Raw genomic sequence first — 22,309 nt, 5'->3', positions numbered from 1 at the left:
GAGGCGGGCGTAAAATTAGAATAATTTTTTTGACCAGCCGAGTTTTGTGCTTAATGTGTTGAAATAACTGTAGTCTTTTGGATGTATCAGATTGAGATGGTAGTCGCAGCGGCGAATCAGCACATCTTCTCCTTCCTGGATAGGCAGCGCTATCTGGCTGTCGCAGCTAATTTCCAGATCGCTGCGACGATGCGAAAAACGCAGCCGAATCGTGCTACTGCTGTTAATGACTAACGGGCGCGCCGACAGGGTATGCGGGAACATCGGCACCAGTGTGATAGCATCCAGTGAAGGGGTCAGAATAGGACCGCCTGCGGAGAGCGAATAGGCGGTGGAGCCGGTCGGCGTAGAGATAATCAAACCATCAGATCGCTGCGAAAAAGCGAAGATTTCATCAATATAAACCTCGAACTCGATCATATGCGCCACTTTTCCCGGATGCAGCACCACTTCATTAATAGCGGTGCTGATACGCTTCTGGCAATCCTGTTGGCAGACTTGCGCTTCCAGCAGAAAACGTTGCTCTGAGATATAACGTCCTTCCAGCACATCAGATAATTGTTGCAGGGCGTTGTCCGGATCGAGATCGGTCAGAAAACCAAGATTACCGCGGTTAATGCCAATTACATTAATGTCATAACGCGCCAGCGTGCGCGCGGCGCCAAGCATATTGCCGTCGCCGCCCACGACTACCGCCAGATCCGCCTGTTGGCCAATTTCCGCTAGCGTGCCGGTTGGCACATTTTTCAACTGTAATTCGTGGGCGATTTGTTGCTCCACAATGACCTCATAACCCTGAGCGCATAGCCAACGGTAGAGCATTTCATGTGTCGTGAGTGCGGTGGGATGACGCGGATGTCCCACAATGCCGATACACTTGAAATGATTATTCATTTTTCTGAGGTCCTTGTAGCGAAGATTGATGACAATGTGAGTGCTTCCCTTGAAACCCTGAATCTGATCCCCATAATAAGCGAAGTTAGCGAGATGAATGCGAAAAAAACGCGGAGAAATTCATGAGTAGTAAAGAACAGAAAACGCCTGAGGGGCAAGCCCCGGAAGAAATTATCATGGATCAGCACGAAGAGGTTGAGGCAGTTGAACCAAACGATTCTGCTGAGCAGGTGGATCCGCGCGATGAAAAAATTGCGAATCTGGAAGTTCAGCTTGCCGAAGCCCAGACTCGCGAACGCGACGCCGTGTTGCGTATCAAAGCGGAAATGGAAAACCTGCGCCGTCGTACCGAACAGGATATCGAAAAAGCGCATAAATTCGCCCTGGAGAAGTTCGTCAATGAATTGCTGCCGGTGATCGATAGCCTGGATCGCGCGCTGGAAGTCGCAGACAAAGCCAATCCGGATATGGCGGCAATGGTCGAAGGTATTGAACTGACGCTGAAGTCTATGCTGGATGTGGTGCGTAAGTTCGGCGTGGAAGTGATTGCTGAAACCAACGTGCCGCTGGACCCGAATGTGCATCAGGCGATTGCGATGGTGGAGTCGGAAGAGATTCCGGCAGGCAATGTGCTGGGTATTATGCAGAAAGGCTATACGCTGAACGGCCGTACCATTCGCGCGGCGATGGTGACAGTCGCGAAAGCCAAAGGCTAACAGCCTCTCGTAGCGCCGGGTGGCGGTTGACGCCTTACCCGGTCTACTATCGCTATCTGTTTATTCCGCCACGCTTTCCCGCAACGGTTTTACCGGTACAACCTTCACCTGCTTAATCATATTTTCCTGTACGTCGAGAATATCGATATCGTACTGCTCAATGCGTACACGCGTTCCGGCGACCGGAATCTCCTCCAGCGCCTCCAGAATCACGCCATTGACGGTGCGCGCGTCATCTTCCGGCAGGTGCCAGTTAAAGGCTTTATTGATTTCCCGGACGTTGGCGGTACCGTCAATAATGACCGAGCCGTCGTTTTGCGGCGTGACCTCTTCCGCCAGCGTCGGCGACATCGACGTGGTGAAGTCGCCGACGATCTCTTCGAGAATATCTTCGACAGTGACCAGCCCCTGGATATCGCCATATTCGTTGACGACCAGTCCGACTTTCTTTTTATTGCGCTGAAACTTAATAAGCTGCGTACTGAGCGGCGTTCCTTCCGGGACGTAATAGATTTCATCGGCGGCGCGCAGCATCATCTCTTTGGTGAACTCTTTTTTCTCCGCCATTAACCGCCAGGCTTCACGAACGCGCAGCATACTGATGGCGTCATCCAGCGAATCGCGATAGAGCACTATGCGTCCGTGCGGCGAGTGGGTAAGCTGTCGCTCAATAGACTTCCAGTCGTCATTGATATCGATCCCGATAATTTCATTACGCGGCACCATGATGTCATCCACGCTGACCTTTTCCAGATCGAGAACCGACAGCAGCATATCCTGATTGCGGCGAGAGATTTGCGAACGGGATTCATGCACGATAGTGCGTAATTCCTCTTTGCTTAACGATCCGCTGACCACGATGTCCGCCTTAATTCCCATCAGGCGCATCAGCAGGCGGGTGATGGTATTAAGCAACCAAACCAGCGGCATCATCAATATCTGTAACGGCGCAAGCAGGAAACTACTGGGGTAGGCCACTTTTTCCGGATAGAGCGCGGCGATAGTTTTGGGCAGGACTTCGGCGAATACCAGCACGACGAATGTCAGTACGCCGGTGGCGATAGCCACGCCGGCGTCACCGTAAAGCCGCATCCCCACAATCGTGCCGAGCGCCGAGGCAAGAATGTTGACCAGGTTATTGCCGATCAGTACCAGACTTATCAGTCGGTCGGGTTTACGCAGTAATTTTTCTACCCGTTTTGCCGAACGGTTGCCTTGCTTCGCCATATGGCGTAAACGGTAACGGTTTAGCGTCATCATTCCAGTTTCGGAACCGGAAAAATAGGCCGAGATGACCACCATGATGATTAATATGATAATCAGCGTGGTGGTGGAGATGTGTTCCAGGGGAAACTCCTTTAAAGTTTAGCTTACAAATTGCTGCAATATGCGGCTACCAAAATAGGCCAACGTCAGAAGACCCGCGCCCGCGACGTTAAACCACACGACCCGACGACCGCGCCAGCCTTCATGGTAATGCCCCCACAGCAGAACAATATAGACAAACCATGCCACGATAGAGAGCACGGCTTTATCGATATTTTCAATACTGAACAAGTTATGCATGTAAAACAGGCCGGTACACAGGGTAAGGGTCAGCAGTACGACGCCAATCTGCGTAATATGAAACATTTTGCGCTCAATGCTCATCAATGGCGGCATCTCATTACTAAACGCCAGCTTTTTATTCTTCAGTTGATAGTCGATCCACGCCAGTTGCAGAGCATACAGAGCGGCGATTATTAGCGTCGCGTAAGAGAAAAGCGACAGTCCGATGTGCACCATCATGCCCGGCGTCGCCTCCAGATGCGTAATATATTCATTAGGCATGAACGTGGCGAAGGCCAGGTTAATCAGCGCAAAGGCATAGACGATGGGCAGAAGTAGCCAGCCGCGGTTGCGCGACGCGACAACGGTCATCACCGTGCAGATCATCAGGCTGACCAGCGAACCGACATTCAGCAGGCTTAGGTTTTGTCCACTGTCGCCGCCGGGCAGAATGCGCGACTCCAGCGCGACAGCGTGGCACACCAGCGCGATGACCGCAGAAAGAATAGCCATACGCCGCCAGCCGCTGTTTTTTTGCAACAGTCCGGGAACGATCAGCGCGAGGCTGAAGGAGTAGGCGACAAGAGCAAGTAAAGCAAAAACGGGCATAGTTGTGTCGACAGTTGACCAGTGAGAAAGAGAAGCAGTATAGCGTTAGGTGACCGCAGCTCCAACCGTTGCATAACAACAAAGACGGCTTCATGGTATACTGTGGCGAAATTCTGTAACTGTGTCGCTGCGGCGACCAACCGTTTCCACCCCAGGCGAGAGACAATGTTTGATAATTTAACCGATCGTTTGTCGCGCACGTTGCGCAATATCAGTGGCCGTGGGCGCCTTACTGAAGACAACGTTAAAGAGACGCTGCGCGAAGTGCGCATGGCGCTGCTGGAGGCTGACGTTGCGCTGCCGGTAGTGCGTGAGTTTATCAATCGCGTAAAAGAGAAAGCGGTTGGTCATGAAGTGAACAAGAGCCTGACCCCAGGGCAGGAATTCGTCAAGATTGTCCGTAGCGAACTGGTTGCGGCGATGGGCGAAGAGAATCAGACGCTGAATCTGGCCGCGCAGCCGCCAGCCGTAGTATTGATGGCGGGTTTGCAAGGGGCGGGTAAAACAACCAGCGTCGGTAAGCTGGGTAAATTCCTGCGCGAGAAGCACAAAAAGAAAGTGCTGGTCGTCTCTGCCGACGTTTATCGCCCGGCGGCGATCAAACAGCTCGAAACGCTGGCTGAGCAGGTTGGCGTGGATTTCTTCTCGTCAGATGTCGGCCAGAAACCAGTAGATATCGTCAACGCCGCGCTGAAAGAAGCGAAGCTCAAATTCTACGACGTGCTGCTGGTGGATACCGCCGGTCGTCTGCACGTTGACGAAGCGATGATGGACGAAATCAAACAGGTTCATGCGTCTATCAATCCGGTAGAAACCCTGTTTGTGGTCGATGCGATGACCGGTCAGGATGCGGCGAATACCGCCAAAGCGTTTAATGAAGCGCTGCCGCTGACCGGCGTGGTGCTGACCAAAGTTGACGGTGACGCTCGCGGCGGCGCGGCGTTATCGATTCGTCATATCACTGGCAAGCCGATCAAATTCCTCGGCGTCGGCGAGAAAACCGACGCGCTGGAGCCGTTCCATCCGGATCGTATCGCCTCACGTATTCTCGGCATGGGCGACGTGCTGTCGCTTATCGAAGATATCGAAAGCAAAGTTGACCGCGCGCAGGCTGAAAAGCTGGCGACCAAACTGAAGAAAGGCGACGGTTTCGACCTGAACGACTTCCTCGAACAACTTAGACAGATGAAAAACATGGGCGGTATGGCCAGCCTGATGGGCAAATTACCGGGCATGGGCCAGATTCCGGATAACGTCAAATCGCAGATGGACGATAAAGTGTTAGTGCGTATGGAGGCGATCATTAACTCAATGACGCTGAAAGAGCGCGCGAAGCCGGAAATCATCAAAGGTTCCCGCAAGCGTCGTATCGCGCAAGGCTGTGGGATGCAGGTGCAGGATGTTAACCGCCTTCTGAAACAGTTCGACGACATGCAGCGCATGATGAAGAAAATGAAGAAGGGCGGAATGGCGAAGATGATGCGCAGTATGAAGGGGATGATGCCGCCAGGCTTCCCTGGCCGCTAATTTCCCGGCCTGGCTCACTTGCTATTTCGGTACCGGGGTGTGCTCGCCATCCTCACGTACTGCGTGTACGCTGCGGTGGCTGCGCGCACGCCGGCACCGAACTCGCTGCGCCGCCGACGGCCTTCTACAGCAGAGTTATTAACTGTTGATTGCAATTTCCCCAGAAATCAGTAAAATTTTCGGGCTTTTAATATGACGCCGGGCTCCGTTCCTCGATGGGGCCCGGTGTTTTATTCACACAAGAGGATGTTATGGTAACTATTCGTTTAGCTCGTCACGGCGCTAAAAAGCGTCCGTTCTACCAGGTTGTTGTCACCGACAGCCGTAATGCACGCAACGGTCGCTTCATTGAGCGCGTTGGTTTCTTCAACCCAATCGCCAGCGAAAAAGAAGAAGGCACCCGCCTGGATCTGGATCGCATCGCTCATTGGGTTGGCCAGGGCGCAACCATTTCCGATCGCGTTGCGGCGTTGATCAAAGAAGTAAAAAAAGCAGCTTAATCTGTCACGGTGGTCATGATGGGCAAGCAACTCACCGCACAAGTACCCGCTGAACCGGTTGTACTGGGGAAAATGGGTTCTTCATACGGTATTCGTGGTTGGCTCAGAGTGTTTTCCTCCACTGAAGACGCCGAAAGCATTTTTGACTATCAGCCTTGGTTTATCCAGAAGGCGGGTCAGTGGCAGCAGGTACAGCTTGAAAGCTGGAAGCACCACAATCAGGATCTGATCATCAAGCTGAAAGGCGTTGACGATCGAGATGCCGCGAATCTTCTGACTAATTGCGAAATTGTCGTGGATTCCTCGCAACTGCCTGCGCTTGAGGAGGGAGACTACTACTGGAAAGACCTGATGGGTTGCCAGGTAGTCACCGCTGAAGGCTACGATCTCGGTAAAGTCATTGACATGATGGAAACCGGATCGAATGACGTTCTCGTCATTAAGGCGAACCTGAAAGATGCGTTTGGTATCAAGGAACGACTTGTACCGTTCCTCGATGGGCAGGTTATCAAGAAAGTCGATCTCGCTACTCGTACTATCGAAGTAGACTGGGATCCTGGTTTTTAAACCACCGGATAAACGGTAAAAGGCGGCGTTATGGGGATTGGCTTGTGTTTATTGGCATAGTTAGCCTGTTTCCTGAAATGTTCCGCGCAATTACTGATTACGGGGTAACTGGCCGGGCAGTAAAAAAAGGCCTGCTGAACGTCCAAAGCTGGAGTCCTCGCGACTTCGCGTATGACCGGCACCGTACCGTGGACGATCGTCCTTACGGCGGCGGACCAGGGATGTTAATGATGGTGCAACCTTTGCGGGACGCCATTCATGCAGCAAAAGCCGCGGCAGGTGAAGGCGCAAAGGTGATTTATCTGTCACCTCAGGGACGCAAGCTTGATCAAGCGGGCGTTAGCGAACTGGCTACAAACCAGAAGCTGATTCTGGTGTGCGGTCGTTACGAAGGCGTAGATGAGCGCGTAATTCAGACCGAAATTCACGAAGAATGGTCAATTGGCGATTACGTTCTCAGCGGTGGCGAACTACCGGCAATGACGCTGATTGACTCCGTCGCCCGGTTTATTCCGGGGGTTCTGGGGCATGAGGCATCAGCAATCGAAGATTCGTTTGCTGATGGATTGCTGGATTGTCCGCACTATACGCGCCCTGAAGTGTTAGAGGGGATGGAAGTACCGCCGGTATTGCTGTCGGGAAACCATGCCGAGATACGTCGCTGGCGTTTGAAGCAGTCGCTGGGCCGAACCTGGCTTAGAAGACCTGAACTTCTGGAAAACCTGGCTCTGACTGAAGAGCAAGCAAGGTTGCTGGCGGAGTTCAAAATGGAACACGCGCAACAGCAGCATAAACATGATGGGATGGCATAGGCCCCCGAATATCAGTTTACCCAGGATAAGAGATTAAATTATGAGCAACATTATTAAGCAACTTGAACAAGAGCAGATGAAGCAGAACGTACCTTCCTTCCGTCCGGGCGATACCGTGGAAGTGAAAGTATGGGTTGTTGAAGGTACCAAGAAACGTCTGCAGGCATTCGAGGGCGTGGTTATCGCTATTCGTAACCGCGGTCTGCACTCTGCATTCACTGTTCGTAAAATTTCCAACGGCGAAGGCGTTGAGCGTGTCTTCCAGACTCACTCTCCGGTAGTTGACAGCATTGCTGTTAAACGTCGTGGTGCTGTTCGTAAAGCTAAACTGTACTACCTGCGTGAGCGTACTGGTAAAGCAGCTCGTATCAAAGAGCGTCTTAACTGATAACGTATTCACGCTACATCCGAAAGCTTGTAGAAAACAAGGGGCTGGCATTATGCTGGCCCCTTTTTTATGGGGGCTCCGCATTCGTAGAATGTTTCATGATTAGGCTGGGTCTGTGATATCAACGTTGAGTCAGAAACGGTCAGGATCGATCTTTAGTTTAGCGGGTGTTCGCTACTCTGGTGTTTAGCCTGATACATATTTCGATCTGCCCGTTCTTGTAGTTTTTCGGCAGAGGTGTGCTCCCATGTCAGAGCGAAGACAATACTCAGACTTATCGTTATCCGCTGGCCGTTATGTAGTTCAAAAGGTCGATTAAACAGCTGGGATAGCGCTGCGCAAATACGCTGTACTTCATACTCTGAATGTACACCGTAAAGCACCATCGCAAATTCATCGCCGCCGAGTCGGTAAGTCTGATAACGGTTACCAGCAAATTCCGCTAATCTTTTGGCGACCTCAATAAGTACGCGATCGCCTGCCGCATGTCCCCAGGTATCGTTAATATATTTAAAATTATCGCCATCCAGAAATAATAATGCCGAACTGCTACAGGCGGAATTATCTTTCATCAGCGTGTTAATACAACTGCGAAATGCCGCACGATTGGCGAGCCCCGTCAGCGGATCGTGCAGAGCGGTCGCAGTAACTGTGCGTTTTTAGCCTTGAGCCGTAGCTGCCACTCTTCCATCTCATCCAGAAGGCTATTGAAATCCTGCGCAAAAAGGTGAAATTCCTCAATACGCTGATCAGGTACCCGGCGTGAAAAATTTCGGTTAGTGCGAACGTCATGTACGACTTCTGTAATATTTTGCAGCGCATCCACAACGCCATTGTGTAAATAACGCGTGAGCAGCAGGGCAATGCCGGATGCCAGCAGGATACATCCTGTCAGCACTGCCAGCGATAGCCAGATAAAATGGCTAATAAGGCTGTCGCGGACGACGAGCCGCACTTCGCCGATGGTCCTACCGTTGTGCCAGATCGGTTGCGATACCGGCAGAGGGAAAAGCCAATGGCTAATTAAACCGATGAGCTTATCGTCTGCGGCTTGTGCGTCATAGCGCCATGAGGCGATGATGCGGCCATTTTTATCGCGGGCCTCCGCCGCTGAAAATTGTCCCTGGCGTCCTGGTATGGCGAGAGTTTCCGCCGCGGCCGCGTTATCGGAAAACACCAGCGCCGCTTCAAGGCTATGGGCTATCGTGGCGGCGGTTAAGCCGAGATTTTTTTGCGCATACTGTTTGAGCGTAAGAACAGACGCAACGCAAATTAATAGCCAGATCAATGTCATCGTGATCAGCACGCTGATTATACTAATCCGCCGTAGTGTTCGTTTAAATGTTGGTCTGGATAGAGAAAATTCCTTATTCATGCTTTTGATTCCGTGCAAGCATTAATACTTCTGGATTTACCCTCACGCCGCTATGCGAAAGAGAATCTGGATTGACGGAAAAGTTGACTTCATTATTGTTAATGATCAGACAAAATACGCTGCCAATAATACATTCGGTATTTTGTTCGGCAATTAATAACAAGGCCTTAACTGGATAATGATACGTTAATCCCATTTGCTAAGATGCCAATTTATTACCAAAGTAAAAACCATTACAGCGGGCGCTCAGAGTCTCTTGTGTTGTATGGATGATAAGAGGTTGATAAGGAAAAGCCCAGCCAGCCTCTTCGCTAAGCACCCTGGCAAAACGCGCAGATGAAAATATGCATAGTCCTGGCGGGCCGGATAACGTCGGCCAGGGTATATAACTGATGATGCCGGAGACGATGGCGCGTACGGATTTTTCTTCTTCCGTGGCGCGTTGAGTATACAGAGGCAAACTTGCTAATAATAGCGAGAACAGAAGGATAAATCGGTGAGAAAAACGCATTAACAAGCCCCCACCATCTTCAGTCGTAAAGCATTAAAATACATCTGTGATTGTTTGTAGCAAAATAACATTATTTTGCCATATCGTCATTATATCTTATTGATAATATGAATGGCTTAAATGACATCCCTAATATTAAATTTTTGTGATAACAGTATTAATCACCGTATATCAGAAAGTAAAATTATGCGTGCGCAGAAAAAATAATCAAAAAAACGGCGAGCATTGCTCATTTTACCGCTTTTCTGAGGCTGGGAATAAAATAACTTACTTGTGGTGTAAAGTTTTTGATACGAAATGAAGGTTTTTAATCTGGTTTCATGTGTTGTGTAAACTTTATTTTACGTAAGATGGATTGAAATCTTTACTTTTTGTGGTATGGTTTAAACATCCTCGTGGAGGATCAACTATCGCAAACAAGAAAAGACAGGATCGCCATCATGCAAAAAGACGCGCTGAATAACGTACGTATCACCGATGAACAGGTATTAATGACGCCGGAGCAGCTTAAAGCGGCCTTTCCGTTGAGCCTGGCGCAGGAAGCGCAGATAGCGCAGTCCCGAGGAATCATTTCTGACATTATTGCCGGGCGCGATCCGCGTCTGTTGGTGGTATGCGGTCCTTGTTCTATCCACGATCCTGAAACCGCTCTGGAATATGCCCGTCGATTTAAAGCCCTTGCCGCAGAGGTCAGCGATAGCCTCTATCTGGTAATGCGCGTCTATTTTGAAAAGCCGCGGACTACCGTCGGCTGGAAAGGACTGATTAACGATCCTCACATGGATGGCTCATTTGATGTGGAAGCCGGGTTGAAAATAGCGCGTCAGCTACTGGTGGAACTGGTGAATATGGGGTTGCCATTGGCGACCGAAGCGTTGGATCCGAACAGCCCGCAATACCTGGGCGATCTCTTTAGCTGGTCGGCGATAGGCGCGCGTACAACCGAATCGCAAACCCACCGCGAAATGGCGTCTGGTCTTTCTATGCCGGTCGGCTTTAAAAACGGCACGGACGGCAGCCTGGCGACAGCGATTAACGCCATGCGCGCCGCTGCGCAACCTCATCGTTTTGTTGGCATTAACCAGGCCGGTCAGGTTGCGTTATTGCAAACTCAGGGAAATCCGCATGGTCATGTGATTCTGCGTGGTGGCAAAGCGCCAAATTATAGCCCGGCAGATGTCGCTCAGTGTGAAAAAGAGATGGAACAGGCGGGACTACGTCCTTCGCTGATGGTAGATTGCAGTCATGGTAACTCCAATAAAGATTATCGCCGCCAGCCAGCCGTTGCCGAATCTGTGGTTGCGCAGATTAAAGATGGCAATCGTTCAATTATTGGCTTAATGATTGAAAGTAATATTCATGAGGGTAACCAGTCCTCCGAACAGCCGCGCAGCGAAATGAAGTATGGCGTTTCCGTCACCGATGCGTGTATTAGCTGGGAAATGACCGATGCCCTGTTGCGTGAGATTCATAAAGATTTGAGCGGCCAACTGGCGGTGCGTGTCGCATAAGAGGTTGTTATGGTTGCTGAATTGACCGCGTTACGCGATCAAATAGATGATGTCGATAAAGCGTTGCTGAATTTACTGGCTAAGCGCCTGGAACTGGTCGCCGAAGTCGGCGAGGTGAAAAGCCGTTTTGGTCTGCCTATTTACGTGCCAGAGCGTGAGGCCTCTATGCTGGCTTCGCGACGGGCGGAAGCAGAAGCGATCGGTGTTCCGCCCGATCTCATTGAAGATGTCTTGCGCCGGGTAATGCGTGAATCTTACTCCAGCGAAAATGATAAGGGGTTCAAAACGCTTTGTCCTTCGCTGCGTCCGGTCGTCATTGTCGGCGGCGGCGGACAGATGGGGCGTCTGTTCGAAAAAATGCTTACGTTGTCGGGCTATCAGGTACGTATTCTGGAACAGCAGGATTGGCCGCGCGCCGGGGACATTGTCGCCGATGCCGGAATGGTGATCGTCAGCGTGCCGATTCATGTTACTGAACAGGTAATCGCCAAACTGCCGCGCCTGCCGTCCGACTGTATTCTGGTCGATCTGGCATCGGTGAAAAGCGGCCCGTTGCAGGCAATGTTGGCGGCCCATGATGGCCCTGTGCTGGGCTTGCATCCAATGTTTGGCCCGGACAGCGGGAGCCTGGCGAAACAGGTGGTGGTCTGGTGTGATGGTCGTCAACCGGAAGCGTATCAGTGGTTCCTTGAGCAAATCCAGGTGTGGGGCGCGCGGCTGCACCGGATTAGCGCCGTCGAGCACGATCAGAATATGGCTTTTATCCAGGCGCTGCGCCACTTTGCTACCTTCGCTTATGGGCTGCATCTGGCGGAAGAGAATGTCCAGCTTGAGCAGCTTCTGGCGCTATCATCGCCGATTTATCGCCTGGAACTGGCGATGGTCGGGCGTTTGTTCGCCCAGGACCCACAACTGTATGCTGACATTATTATGTCGTCGAAGCGCAATCTGGCGCTTATCAAGCGTTACTATAAACGTTTTGGTGATGCGATCGCTTTACTGGAGCAGGGCGATAAGCAGGCTTTTATCGACAGTTTTCGCAAAGTTGAACACTGGTTTGGCGACTACGCCAGACGTTTCCATAATGAAAGCCGCGTATTGTTGCGTCAGGCGAATGACAGTCGACAATAGCGATAATGTATATACTGAAAGTCAGCACTGCTGGCTTTTTTCGTTTAAGGAAACGTTATGACCACGCCGCACGTTTTATTTGATTATGTTGGACATTTACCAGAATGCCCTACCTGGAGCGAGGATGAAGGCGCGTTGTATTGGACCGATATCCTGGAAAAGGAGATCCATCGTTATCACCCGGCGAGCGGGGCGCATAGCGTTCTCGCGTTTCCGGAAAAGGTCGGCTGTTTTGCTCTGCGTGAACAGGGCGGATTTATTGTCGCTATGCGTAACGCTATCTGGTTGGCCGACAAAAATGGTTTATTACAGTGTAAGGTCTGCGACAATCCCTCTAACCCGAAACTGGCGCGTTTCAACGATGGCGGCACTGATGGCGATGGGCGTTTTTATGCCGGGACGTTCTGGGCGCCGGGTGACTATAATGGCGCGATGCTGATGCGGATTGATCATGACCTGACGGCAAAAGTGATTCAGTGCGATATCCAGGGACACAACGGCCTGGCGTTCAGCCCGGATAACCAATGGATGTATACCTCCGATACGCCGAATGGCGTGATTTACCGCACGTCACTTGACAAGCATGGCGAACCGGGTAAGCGTGAACCTTTTCGCCATTTTGGCGAGGGAGAAGGGCTTCCCGACGGCGCGGCGATGGATAGCGAAGGGTGCTACTGGAGCGCGATGTTTGACGGCTGGCGCGTAGCGCGTTTCTCACCGCAAGGAGAGCAACTGGAAGAGTACCGGTTGCCGGTACGTTGTCCGACGATGGTTTGCTTTGGCGGCGCAGACATGAAAACGTTGTTTATTACGACTACCAGAGAAAATATGTCTGCTCAGGAAGTGGCGGATTATCCGCTCTCAGGCGCCATCTTCACCCTGCAGGTAACCGTCGCAGGGATGAAGAAAAGCCGCTTTATTGAACGTCAGGCAGGTTCTACCGGCACGACGTTTTCGCTGGGATAGCAGCCAAGTACTTTCATTGAGCGTGTGATCTCGCCCAGCTCTTTTAGCGAGCTTTGCATTACCTGCGACTCCAGGTTCGCCTGGATATCGAGATAAAACATCTCTTCCCACGGATTGCCGTGAATTGGGCGCGACTCCAGCTTTGTCATGATGAGATTGTGGTTTCGCAGCACCAGCAACGCTTCAACCAGCGCGCCAGCCTGCTGCCCGGTGGCGATTAACAGAGTGGTTTTTGCCGGAACCTGATCGGAAACGTTGATGGCTTTGCGCGCCAGTACCAGAAAGCGGGTAATATTCTGCGTCTGGTTTGCGGCGATGCGTTCCAGCACCTGTAAACCGTGCAACGTGCCGCCTGCCTCACTGCCGAGCGCCGCGACGCGCGGAGAGTTCGCCTGCGCGACTTTTTCCATCGCTGCCGACGTACTTTCGGTATAGTCGATTTTCCAGTGCGGATAACGGCTCAAAAACTTACTACACTGCTGGAACGGCTGCGGATGGCTGTACACCGTTTCGATGGTATTCAGATCCGTGGCGCCGGAAACCAGTATGCAGTGATCGATAGTTACGGTCATCTCACCGACAATCGACAGACTGGTGTGTTGCAATAAATCGTACACATCGTTGATGGCGCCGGAGCTGGTATTCTCTATCGGTACTACGGCGTAATCGGCCTGGCCAGTTTCGACCTGATGAAAAATATCGGCGAATTTTGCGCAGCCGCTCTCAATAAATTGCTCAAAATGACGTGCGGCATACTGGCGCGCCGCGAGATGAGAATAAGAGCCTTTCGGCCCAAGAAACGCAATGCGTGCCGAATGAGGGTGGGTATTATTCAGATGTTGTTGCAGCAGCGCCTGTTGAGTAAGCACGGAGTCTTCAATGATAAGCTGGAACAGACGGGTAATGTAGTGTGCGTCGAGATGGTGGGCTTTACCGAGATGGATGAGCCTGTCCAGCAGCGCGCGTTCACGATCGATATCCCGAACCGGACGATGTGACAGTAGCTTCGCTTGTCCCACTTCAATCGCCAGCGCGCGTCGTTTTGCCAATAAGACCAGTAACTCTTCGTCTAAAGCGCTTATTTTATCTCGCAGCGCCAGTAACGGGTTTTCCGATGTCATAGTGTTGCCTTTTTTGTTATCAATAAAAAAGCCCCCCGGTGTGGGAGGCCTTCTTGTTCGTCTTCGCATTCTTTATCACATGACGAAACGCCTCCCGATCAGGGGAAGGTAAAAAAGAATGCGAAGAAAAACTGAGCTAGTTGCATAACTGTTTCCTTTGTGTACGTAAAGACAGTATCCGTACTGTTTTAATCCTGTCAATAAAAAACGTGCGCCGAAGGCGCAATTGCAAGAGGGTGAAAAAGTTTATTTATGAAAATCAATTGGTTATTAATTATTTATCACCCCTATTTCTCTCTAAAATCATTAAGCCAGTGGACATTATCGGGGCACTACCGCGCATAGGCCAGATTTGTCTATGGGCTCAGGGTACTCCATCAACGGCTCGGAAGTGTCCAGATTATCCGTGGTGATTCACTTTATTAACAGTAGCCGTGGTGGCTCTCGTAACATAAGCTCAACAGTTCAACATGACCTTAATAGAGGATGTTGTCTATTTTTGATACCAACATTTTCTACACAATTACTGGTGCCTGGTCGCTTTTACAGGCCGGAAATATACATCTGCAGTTTTACATTTCTGGGGAATGGAGGAGATAACGCATACAACTTATAGTACTATATACATATATTAAGCTTTTATTGACATCCATTGTGAGTTGTTATGTGTTATATAGGGTTGTTGTAACTTGTAAAAATTATTTTAAGCAGGATTATTTAAAATGAATATTATAAAAAACTGTTTTTCATTCCTCAACAGTATGTTGGGTATGAGCGGTAGGTCATACGCGGTCTCAGAAGGACATATAGCGAGTAAATTGGGGAGTAAGATAGTAAATGTGAAAAATGGATCTGCAGAGTTACTTACATATAGAAGCGCAGATTTATCAAAAGAGCGTGTTATTACACAGGAGATTTTGTCACGTTTAGACATTAGGGAAAATTTTGTTGCTGTAAGAATTCAGGAGGATAAATTTACAGATTTAAAAAACAAGACAATACAAGGGCATAAAGAGACTGTGGCAAAAGTAAGAGACTGGTATAATCCCTATCAAAATTATCTTGGTATTTCTATGGGAAGAGTTGAATTATCATCCGATATAGCAAAAAAAGAGTGTAGAAATGCCATGAATGTTATGCTGATGGAAAGAAATGACTTTAACAATAAAATTCTAAACTCCGATAATTTGCAGAAACAATACGGAGGTAATGGGGATAAAAGCTGGGTAGTTGCACCGTTAAAAGAACTTCTTGATAAAGGTGCGAAAGTTTATCCAGATGAAACATGTTCATTAAGATTAGGTCAGCCGTTTATCATAACTCTTCCGGAAACGACAAAAGTCAATGTTGATATTTATCCAGTGAACAAAAAATAGATATGTATGTATCATCTGGATGGGGATTAAACATGAATAGGATGGTGCTGAAATTTATGGCGGTTTAATTAGTATTAAACCAGGAAATTAGAGCCTCGTTAACCGGGGCTTTAAAATTTATAAGAAATTTTTTATGCAATTTAAGGATTGTGTCGCTTTAGTGCCACTACCACTGATACCAGTTTGTCTATCAGACATTCGCATGCTTCAACATCTGTCAGATGACGTAATTTTGAAGTGTTTTTCTATTAAGGGAGTGAGTTCAGGAGTACAAGTAAGCCTGACGTCGGCAAATGGTGGCTCATGTAATGGTTTCCTTCTGACTCTTGCATTTTAAGCTCCATATGAAAAAATCTAAAAACAAGATTTTTATTGCCGATGTGATCAATATATGGACGCTGGTTGAAATAAATCCTTTTATTTCATTGTGATACGATGAAATAAAACGCGCCCGAAGGCGCGTTGGCGATACACTCAATGTAAGGGATTACTCTTCTTCTGCTTCGACGAAGCTGGCATCCTTCACCGACGCGGTGGCACGACGGGCTTCGCCTTTGTGCTGCACTTTATTGAGCTGCCGTTCCAGCTTGTTGATCAATTCATTAATAGCAGTGTACATATCTTCGTGTTTTGCGCTGGCGACCAGATGCCCGTTCGGCGTATTGATGGTGGCGTCGGCAATAAAACCCTGAGGCTCTTTGGACAGGATGATATGGGGATTAATCAGGTGAGTTTGCCATTTTTCCAGCTTGGCGAGACGGTCTGCGACATGTTGGCGGATTGCCGGAGTAATTTCCATTTGTTTACTGGTAATGTTCATTGTCATAAGTTTTACCTCTTGTCTTTCCCGTCTTGGTGATTCCAGCATACCGTTCCCAATGTCAAAATGCGTGATGCAAATCACATTATTTTGTCACTTTTTGTCAAGGAGAGCTTTTTGTGAGGCATCGCAGGAAGAAGCGATCTTTTACTTGAGGAATGCTTGAAAGCAGGCCATATTTGACAGGATGCGTTGCAGTGAAATCATTTCTGTTGCATGAGATAACCAAATAAAAAATGGCAGCCGGATGGCTGCCGTTTTGCTTGTCTGTATTACTTCAGGTATTTTTGCTGTTAGCGGCAATAATTTTCGCTACTTTGTCAGCCTGCGCATTCAACTGCATCTGACGATAGGCGTTTTCCATCAGCGGCAGCGCGTCGCGCGTGGCCTGCGTATCAGGATAATTGCGCAGCATACCTTCTACCCGGTTTACGACCGCCACCCATGCGCCGCGTGCGGTATAGTACTCTGCGACGGAATATTCATATTTAGCCAGACGGTCTTTCAGGAATACGAGACGCTTAGTGGCGTCGGTCGTATACTGGCTATTAGGATAATTGCGTACCAGTTTCGAAAAGTCATTGAACGCCGCCCGCGCATGCTGCGGATCACGATCGCTGCGATCGACGCCAAAGAAACCTTGCAGCGCGCTATCATCCAGCGCCATGTTAGTAAGGCCTCGCATGTACATGACGTAGTCAATGTTAGGGTGCGTTGGATTAAGACGCATAAAACGATCGATAGCGGCCTGCGCCAGCGGCAAATCGGCGTTTTTATAATAGGCGTAGATAAGATCCAACTGCACCTGCTGAGAATACGGTCCGAATGGATAGCGGTTATCTAACGCTTCCAATTGCGTTATTGCCTGTTTCCAGTTACCGTCCTGCAGCTTTTGCTGAGCAGTCGCGTAGATTTCATTAGGTGGATTATCGGGCACCTCTTCCTTTGAACCCGAGCAACCCGCCAGAAACAGGCTCAACGTGGCTGCTGCCACCAGATATTTCATGCGCGTCATGACGTTTTGACTTTCCTCAAAATGTTTTACGGGAGATTCTCTGTTCCTGCTCCCGGTTAAGACCAGCTACAATAGCACACTATATTAAACGGCAAAGCCGTAAAACCCAACGTTAAACAAAGAAGCTGTATATGGCACAACGAGTACAACTCACCGCAACGATCTCCGAAAACCAACTCGGTCAACGCTTAGATCAGGCTTTGGCCGAAATGTTCCCGGATTATTCACGTTCGCGTATAAAAGAATGGATTTTGAACCAGCGCGTGCTGGTCAATGGCCAACTTTGCGATAAACCAAAAGAAAAAGTGTTAGGCGGCGAACAGGTGGCTATTGATGCGGAGATCGACGAAGAGATTCGTTTTGAAGCGCAGGATATCCCGTTAGATATTGTTTATGAAGATGACGATATCCTTGTTATCAACAAGCCGCGTGATTTAGTTGTGCATCCGGGCGCCGGTAACCCGGACGGTACGGTACTGAACGCGCTGCTGCATTACTATCCGCCGATTGCTGATGTTCCCCGCGCGGGCATTGTGCATCGTCTGGATAAGGACACGACGGGGCTAATGGTAGTGGCGAAAACCGTTCCGGCGCAAACACGTCTGGTGGAGTCTTTGCAGCTACGCGAAATCACCCGTGAATATGAAGCGGTCGCGATCGGACATATGACGGCGGGAGGAACGGTGAATGAACCTATCAGCCGTCACCCGACCAAACGTACCCATATGTCGGTTCATCCGATGGGCAAACCGGCGGTGACTCACTACCGCATTATGGAACATTTCCGTGTGCATACGCGTCTTAGGCTGCGTCTGGAGACCGGACGCACGCACCAGATCCGCGTGCATATGGCGCATATTACGCATCCGCTGGTAGGCGATCAGGTCTATGGCGGTCGTCCACGTCCACCGAAAGGCGCATCGGAAGCGTTTATTTCCACGCTGCGTAAGTTCGACCGCCAGGCGCTTCATGCAACGATGCTGCGTCTCTACCATCCTGTATCGGGTATCGAAATGGAGTGGCACGCGCCGATTCCACAGGATATGGTGGACCTTATCGATGCGATGCGCGCCGATTTCGAAGAACATAAAGATGATGTGGACTGGTTATGAATGTGTTGATTGTCCCGCAGTGGCCGCTGCCGAAAGGTGTTGCAGCCTGTAGTTCTACCCGTATTGGCGGGATGAGTTTGCCGCCTTACGATTCACTGAATCTGGGCGCGCATTGTGGCGATAACCCGGCGCATGTTGAAGAGAACCGTAAGCGTCTGTTTGCGGCGGGCAATCTGCCTTCGAAACCCGTATGGCTTGAACAGGTTCATGGTAAAAATGTGTTGAGGCTTACCGGCGAACCTTACGCATCCAAACGTGCGGATGCGTCTTACAGCAATACGCCAGGGACCGTCTGCGCTGTAATGACGGCAGATTGTCTGCCTGTGCTATTCTGTAATCGTGAGGGAACAGAAGTGGCGGCGGCCCATGCGGGCTGGCGCGGATTATGTGAAGGCGTACTGGAGGAAACTGTCGCCTGCTTTGCTGATAAACCAGAAAATATCATCGCCTGGTTAGGTCCGGCGATCGGCCCGGCCGCTTTTGAAGTAGGGCCGGAAGTGCGCGACGCGTTTTTAGTAAAAGATGCGCAAGCCGATAGCGCATTCTTGGCGCATGGGGAAAAATTTCTGGCGAATATTTATCAGCTTGCACGCCAACGTCTGGCGAATACCGGCGTTGCACACGTCTATGGCGGGGATCGCTGCACCTTTAGCGAAAGCGAGACTTTCTTCTCTTATCGTCGCGACAAGACGACAGGTCGTATGGCAAGTTTTATTTGGCTGATATAACCTAAAGAATCAAGACGATCCGGTACGGGTAACTTTCTTTTCACATAATTCAGGTCATTTACCTTGAATAATTGAGGGATGACCTCATTTAATCTCCAGTAGCAATTTTGACCTGTTATGGGAGGAGTTATGCGTCTGGATCGTCTTACTAACAAATTCCAGCTTGCTCTTGCCGATGCCCAGTCGCTTGCGCTGGGGCACGACAACCAATTCATCGAACCTCTTCATTTAATGAGCGCCTTGCTGAATCAGGAAGGGGGATCGGTACGTCCTTTATTAACGTCTGCCGGCATTAATGCTGGCCAGTTGCGCACCGCCATCGATCAGGCGCTGAGCCGTTTACCGCAGGTGGAAGGCACCGGCGGCGACGTACAGCCTTCTTCGGAACTAGTACGCGTACTGAACCTTTGCGACAAGCTGGCGCAAAAACGGGGGGACAATTTTATTTCGTCAGAGTTGTTTGTTCTGGCGGCGCTTGAGTCTCGCGGAACGCTAACCGATCTGCTGAAATCAGCCGGTGCGACCACCGGCAATATTACTCAGGCAATTGAACAGATGCGCGGAGGTGAAAGTGTGAACGATCAAGGGGCTGAAGACCAACGTCAGGCCTTGAAAAAATATACCGTCGATCTGACCGAGCGGGCTGAACAAGGCAAGCTTGACCCGGTGATTGGTCGTGATGAAGAAATTCGCCGTACCATTCAGGTACTGCAACGTCGGACTAAAAACAACCCGGTATTGATCGGTGAACCGGGCGTCGGTAAAACCGCTATTGTTGAAGGACTGGCTCAGCGCATTATTAATGGAGAGGTCCCCGAAGGCTTAAAAGGCCGCCGCGTACTAGCGCTTGATATGGGCGCGCTGGTAGCCGGGGCGAAATACCGCGGTGAGTTTGAAGAACGTCTGAAGGGCGTATTGAACGATCTCGCCAAACAGGAAGGTAATGTCATCCTGTTTATCGACGAATTGCACACCATGGTGGGCGCCGGTAAAGCCGATGGCGCGATGGATGCCGGGAACATGCTGAAACCGGCGCTTGCGCGCGGGGAGCTGCACTGTGTGGGCGCCACTACGCTGGATGAGTATCGTCAGTACATCGAAAAAGATGCCGCTCTTGAGCGTCGTTTCCAGAAAGTGTTTGTGGCCGAGCCAAGCGTTGAAGATACCATCGCCATTCTGCGTGGTTTAAAAGAGCGTTACGAACTGCACCACCATGTGCAGATCACCGACCCGGCGATTGTCGCGGCAGCAACGCTTTCTCACCGTTACATTGCCGACCGCCAGTTGCCGGATAAGGCTATTGACCTCATTGATGAAGCGGCATCCAGCATTCGTATGCAGATTGACTCCAAGCCGGAGGAACTGGACAGACTCGACCGCCGCATTATCCAGCTTAAACTGGAGCAGCAGGCGCTAATGAAAGAGTCTGACGAGGCGAGCAAAAAACGTCTCGATATGCTGAATGAAGAACTGGACGATAAAGAGCGTCAGTACTCTGAGTTAGAAGAAGAGTGGAAAGCGGAAAAAGCGTCACTCTCTGGTACGCAAACTATTAAAGCAGAGCTGGAGCAGGCGAAGATCGCCATTGAGCAGGCGCGTCGTGTTGGCGACCTGGCGCGGATGTCCGAACTGCAATACGGCAAAATTCCGGAGCTGGAAAAACAACTGGAAGCTGCTACCCAGTCTGAAGGCAAAACTATGCGTCTGTTGCGTAACAAAGTGACGGATGCGGAAATTGCCGAAGTGCTGGCGCGCTGGACCGGTATTCCGGTTGCCAGAATGCTGGAAGGTGAGCGTGAGAAACTGCTGCGTATGGAGCAGGAACTGCACAGCCGTGTGATTGGGCAGAATGAAGCCGTTGAGGCGGTATCGAATGCTATCCGTCGCAGCCGCGCGGGGCTGTCCGATCCAAACCGTCCGATTGGCTCGTTCCTGTTCCTCGGGCCAACCGGGGTCGGTAAAACCGAACTGTGTAAAGCGCTGGCTAACTTTATGTTCGACAGCGACGACGCGATGGTGCGTATCGACATGTCTGAGTTTATGGAGAAACACTCCGTGTCTCGTCTGGTCGGGGCGCCTCCGGGATATGTCGGCTATGAAGAAGGCGGTTATTTGACGGAAGCGGTACGCCGTCGTCCTTATTCCGTCATCTTGCTGGATGAAGTGGAAAAAGCGCATCCGGATGTCTTTAACATTCTGTTGCAGGTGTTGGACGATGGCCGTCTGACCGACGGACAGGGGAGAACGGTCGACTTCCGAAATACGGTAGTTATTATGACCTCTAACCTCGGTTCCGATCTCATTCAGGAGCGTTTTGGCGAACTGGATTACGGTCGGATGAAAGAGATGGTGCTGGGTGTAGTTAGCCACAACTTCCGTCCGGAATTCATCAACCGTATCGATGAAGTGGTGGTATTCCATCCGTTAGGTGAACAACACATTGCTGCTATTGCTCAGATACAGTTGCAGCGTTTGTACAAACGTCTGGAAGAGCGTGGTTATGAAATCCATATCTCCGACAATGCGCTAAAACTGCTGAGCGCCAACGGTTACGATCCGGTCTACGGGGCGCGTCCGTTGAAACGCGCCATCCAGCAGCAGATCGAGAATCCACTGGCGCAGCAAATCCTGTCTGGTGAACTGGTTCCTGGCAAAGTGATTCGCCTTGAAGCCAGTGATGATCGTATTGTGGCAGTGCAGTAAGTCACAAATTTGAATAAAACGGGCCCTGATGGGCTCGTTTTTGTTTAAAAACCAGGCAGAAATAAGCTTTTGGTGCAGGTCTTGTTTGAAAAGTGAACGGTTGAGCTTTTTTTTGCATTTAAGTCTTGTCAGGTCCAAATAACTCCCTATAATGCGCCACCACTGACACGGAACAACGGCATACAGGCCGCCGGGTCAGAAAGGCTTCGTTAAGAAGTCTGTGAGGAAAGCGAAAATAAAGGCTTGACTCAAAAAGAGGAAAGCGTAATATACGCCACCTCGCGACGGTGAGCTGAAAGCCGCGTCGCACCTGCTCTTTAACAATTTATCAGACAATCTGTGTGGGCACTCGAAGATACGGATTCTTGACGTCGCAAGA

The 22,309-nt window shown here is 50.2% G+C and carries 19 protein-coding genes, 2 pseudogenes and 1 other annotated feature; of the genes and pseudogenes, 13 read left to right on the top strand and 8 right to left on the bottom strand.

The window, feature by feature from the left end:
- Positions 1-15: 15 nt before the first annotated feature.
- A complete protein-coding gene (gene nadK / locus F4V61_RS15520) occupies positions 16-894 on the bottom strand; it encodes an NAD(+) kinase (protein WP_038394790.1) in 879 nt (292 codons plus the stop codon).
- A 122-nt stretch (positions 895-1,016) separates the two neighbouring features.
- On the opposite strand from nadK, the gene grpE reads away from it, so the two are divergent.
- Entirely contained in the window at positions 1,017-1,610 is a 594-nt protein-coding gene (grpE, locus tag F4V61_RS15515; RefSeq protein WP_038394792.1) for a nucleotide exchange factor GrpE, read from the top strand.
- A 60-nt stretch (positions 1,611-1,670) separates the two neighbouring features.
- Here the strand turns inward: grpE and F4V61_RS15510 are convergent, their stop codons facing one another.
- Both F4V61_RS15510 and F4V61_RS15505 read right to left on the bottom strand, forming a co-directional pair.
- Positions 1,671-2,957 carry an HlyC/CorC family transporter gene (locus F4V61_RS15510; RefSeq protein WP_128971894.1) on the bottom strand — a complete coding sequence of 429 codons (1,287 nt, stop codon included), beginning with the start codon at positions 2,955-2,957 and terminating at the stop codon, positions 1,671-1,673.
- Positions 2,958-2,975: 18 nt separating this feature from the next.
- Positions 2,976-3,767: a cytochrome C assembly family protein gene (locus F4V61_RS15505; protein ID WP_012209892.1), complete on the bottom strand. Its 792-nt coding sequence runs from the start codon at positions 3,765-3,767 to the stop codon at positions 2,976-2,978.
- Positions 3,768-3,932: 165 nt separating this feature from the next.
- Here F4V61_RS15505 and ffh point away from each other — a divergent pair, with 165 nt between their 5' ends.
- The 5 genes from ffh to rplS all read left to right on the top strand — a co-directional run bounded on the left by ffh (position 3,933) and on the right by rplS (position 7,561).
- Positions 3,933-5,294, top strand: a complete 1,362-nt coding sequence (gene ffh, locus F4V61_RS15500) for a signal recognition particle protein (protein WP_038394794.1) — start codon at positions 3,933-3,935, stop codon at positions 5,292-5,294.
- A gap of 251 nt (positions 5,295-5,545) precedes the next feature.
- Complete coding sequence (gene rpsP, locus F4V61_RS15495) at positions 5,546-5,794, top strand: 30S ribosomal protein S16 (RefSeq protein ID WP_000256453.1); 249 nt, start codon at positions 5,546-5,548, stop codon at positions 5,792-5,794.
- A gap of 18 nt (positions 5,795-5,812) precedes the next feature.
- Complete coding sequence (rimM, locus tag F4V61_RS15490) at positions 5,813-6,361, top strand: ribosome maturation factor RimM (RefSeq protein ID WP_038394797.1); 549 nt, start codon at positions 5,813-5,815, stop codon at positions 6,359-6,361.
- Between the two features lie 44 nt (positions 6,362-6,405).
- On the top strand, positions 6,406-7,173 hold the full coding sequence (gene trmD, locus F4V61_RS15485) for a tRNA (guanosine(37)-N1)-methyltransferase TrmD (RefSeq protein WP_038394799.1): 768 nt from the start codon (positions 6,406-6,408) through the stop codon (positions 7,171-7,173).
- A 40-nt stretch (positions 7,174-7,213) separates the two neighbouring features.
- Positions 7,214-7,561 (top strand): 50S ribosomal protein L19, encoded by a 348-nt coding sequence (gene rplS / locus F4V61_RS15480; RefSeq protein ID WP_000065257.1) that lies wholly within the window; start codon positions 7,214-7,216, stop codon positions 7,559-7,561.
- Between the two features lie 155 nt (positions 7,562-7,716).
- Here the strand turns inward: rplS and dgcN are convergent.
- Together dgcN and F4V61_RS15470 are read right to left on the bottom strand one after the other, a co-directional pair.
- Positions 7,717-8,936, bottom strand: a pseudogene (gene dgcN, locus F4V61_RS15475) (diguanylate cyclase DgcN).
- Positions 8,929-9,447: pseudogene (locus F4V61_RS15470) on the bottom strand (YfiR family protein). Before F4V61_RS15470 ends, dgcN begins: the two co-directional pseudogenes overlap by 8 nt.
- Positions 9,448-9,887: 440 nt before the next feature.
- Between F4V61_RS15470 and aroF the strand changes: the two are divergent.
- The 3 genes from aroF to F4V61_RS15455 are packed head-to-tail and all read left to right on the top strand — an operon-like array spanning position 9,888 to position 13,055.
- Positions 9,888-10,958, top strand: a complete 1,071-nt coding sequence (aroF, locus tag F4V61_RS15465; RefSeq protein ID WP_001168062.1) for a 3-deoxy-7-phosphoheptulonate synthase AroF — start codon at positions 9,888-9,890, stop codon at positions 10,956-10,958.
- Positions 10,959-10,967: 9 nt separating this feature from the next.
- Complete coding sequence (gene tyrA / locus F4V61_RS15460; RefSeq protein ID WP_038394800.1) at positions 10,968-12,089, top strand: bifunctional chorismate mutase/prephenate dehydrogenase; 1,122 nt, start codon at positions 10,968-10,970, stop codon at positions 12,087-12,089.
- A 57-nt stretch (positions 12,090-12,146) separates the two neighbouring features.
- Positions 12,147-13,055, top strand: coding sequence for an SMP-30/gluconolactonase/LRE family protein (locus tag F4V61_RS15455; RefSeq protein WP_038394802.1), 909 nt, complete (start codon positions 12,147-12,149; stop codon positions 13,053-13,055).
- Here F4V61_RS15455 and pheA read toward each other — a convergent pair.
- Positions 13,016-14,176 (bottom strand): bifunctional chorismate mutase/prephenate dehydratase, encoded by a 1,161-nt coding sequence (gene pheA, locus F4V61_RS15450; RefSeq protein WP_038394804.1) that lies wholly within the window; start codon positions 14,174-14,176, stop codon positions 13,016-13,018. The genes F4V61_RS15455 and pheA overlap by 40 nt on opposite strands.
- 21 nt (positions 14,177-14,197) lie before the next feature.
- Positions 14,198-14,323: a sequence feature (Phe leader region), on the bottom strand.
- 575 nt (positions 14,324-14,898) lie between these two features.
- Between pheA and F4V61_RS15445 the strand changes: the two genes are divergently transcribed.
- Positions 14,899-15,552, top strand: a complete 654-nt coding sequence (locus F4V61_RS15445) for an EspJ family T3SS effector ADP-ribosyltransferase (protein ID WP_001021386.1) — start codon at positions 14,899-14,901, stop codon at positions 15,550-15,552.
- A gap of 487 nt (positions 15,553-16,039) precedes the next feature.
- Here F4V61_RS15445 and raiA read toward each other — a convergent pair whose 3' ends face one another.
- Positions 16,040-16,378: a ribosome-associated translation inhibitor RaiA gene (gene raiA / locus F4V61_RS15440; RefSeq protein ID WP_000178449.1), complete on the bottom strand. Its 339-nt coding sequence runs from the start codon at positions 16,376-16,378 to the stop codon at positions 16,040-16,042.
- Positions 16,379-16,649: 271 nt separating this feature from the next.
- On the bottom strand, positions 16,650-17,387 hold the full coding sequence (bamD, locus tag F4V61_RS15435) for an outer membrane protein assembly factor BamD (RefSeq protein WP_000197658.1): 738 nt from the start codon (positions 17,385-17,387) through the stop codon (positions 16,650-16,652).
- Between the two features lie 131 nt (positions 17,388-17,518).
- On the opposite strand from bamD, the gene rluD reads away from it, so the two are divergent.
- The 3 genes from rluD (at position 17,519) to clpB (ending at position 21,930) form a co-directional block, all read left to right on the top strand.
- The gene (gene rluD / locus F4V61_RS15430) at positions 17,519-18,499 is read left to right on the top strand and encodes a 23S rRNA pseudouridine(1911/1915/1917) synthase RluD (RefSeq protein WP_038394806.1); all 981 of its coding nucleotides are present in this window, start codon (positions 17,519-17,521) and stop codon (positions 18,497-18,499) included.
- Complete coding sequence (gene yfiH / locus F4V61_RS15425) at positions 18,496-19,227, top strand: purine nucleoside phosphorylase YfiH (RefSeq protein WP_079782298.1); 732 nt, start codon at positions 18,496-18,498, stop codon at positions 19,225-19,227. The genes rluD and yfiH overlap by 4 nt, the downstream gene beginning before the upstream one ends.
- A gap of 129 nt (positions 19,228-19,356) precedes the next feature.
- Positions 19,357-21,930: an ATP-dependent chaperone ClpB gene (clpB, locus tag F4V61_RS15420; protein ID WP_079833300.1), complete on the top strand. Its 2,574-nt coding sequence runs from the start codon at positions 19,357-19,359 to the stop codon at positions 21,928-21,930.
- The last annotated feature ends 379 nt before the right edge of the window (positions 21,931-22,309 follow it).

The sequence above is a fragment of the Salmonella enterica subsp. arizonae genome (genome assembly GCF_008692845.1).
In the GTDB taxonomy this organism is placed as follows: Bacteria; Pseudomonadota; Gammaproteobacteria; order Enterobacterales; family Enterobacteriaceae; genus Salmonella; species Salmonella arizonae.
Note: the sequence above shows the minus strand (reverse complement) of the source record. Positions and strands in the feature narration are given on the sequence as shown.

Coding starts and splice junctions, on each gene's coding strand:
- nadK (WP_038394790.1), bottom strand. CDS start 894: ATGAATAATCATTTCAAGTGTATCGGCATTGTGGGACATCCGCGTCAT.
- grpE (WP_038394792.1), top strand. CDS start 1,017: ATGAGTAGTAAAGAACAGAAAACGCCTGAGGGGCAAGCCCCGGAAGAA.
- F4V61_RS15505 (WP_012209892.1), bottom strand. CDS start 3,767: ATGCCCGTTTTTGCTTTACTTGCTCTTGTCGCCTACTCCTTCAGCCTC.
- ffh (WP_038394794.1), top strand. CDS start 3,933: ATGTTTGATAATTTAACCGATCGTTTGTCGCGCACGTTGCGCAATATC.
- rpsP (WP_000256453.1), top strand. CDS start 5,546: ATGGTAACTATTCGTTTAGCTCGTCACGGCGCTAAAAAGCGTCCGTTC.
- rimM (WP_038394797.1), top strand. CDS start 5,813: ATGGGCAAGCAACTCACCGCACAAGTACCCGCTGAACCGGTTGTACTG.
- rplS (WP_000065257.1), top strand. CDS start 7,214: ATGAGCAACATTATTAAGCAACTTGAACAAGAGCAGATGAAGCAGAAC.
- aroF (WP_001168062.1), top strand. CDS start 9,888: ATGCAAAAAGACGCGCTGAATAACGTACGTATCACCGATGAACAGGTA.
- tyrA (WP_038394800.1), top strand. CDS start 10,968: ATGGTTGCTGAATTGACCGCGTTACGCGATCAAATAGATGATGTCGAT.
- F4V61_RS15455 (WP_038394802.1), top strand. CDS start 12,147: ATGACCACGCCGCACGTTTTATTTGATTATGTTGGACATTTACCAGAA.
- pheA (WP_038394804.1), bottom strand. CDS start 14,176: ATGACATCGGAAAACCCGTTACTGGCGCTGCGAGATAAAATAAGCGCT.
- F4V61_RS15445 (WP_001021386.1), top strand. CDS start 14,899: ATGAATATTATAAAAAACTGTTTTTCATTCCTCAACAGTATGTTGGGT.
- raiA (WP_000178449.1), bottom strand. CDS start 16,378: ATGACAATGAACATTACCAGTAAACAAATGGAAATTACTCCGGCAATC.
- bamD (WP_000197658.1), bottom strand. CDS start 17,387: ATGACGCGCATGAAATATCTGGTGGCAGCAGCCACGTTGAGCCTGTTT.
- rluD (WP_038394806.1), top strand. CDS start 17,519: ATGGCACAACGAGTACAACTCACCGCAACGATCTCCGAAAACCAACTC.
- yfiH (WP_079782298.1), top strand. CDS start 18,496: ATGAATGTGTTGATTGTCCCGCAGTGGCCGCTGCCGAAAGGTGTTGCA.
- clpB (WP_079833300.1), top strand. CDS start 19,357: ATGCGTCTGGATCGTCTTACTAACAAATTCCAGCTTGCTCTTGCCGAT.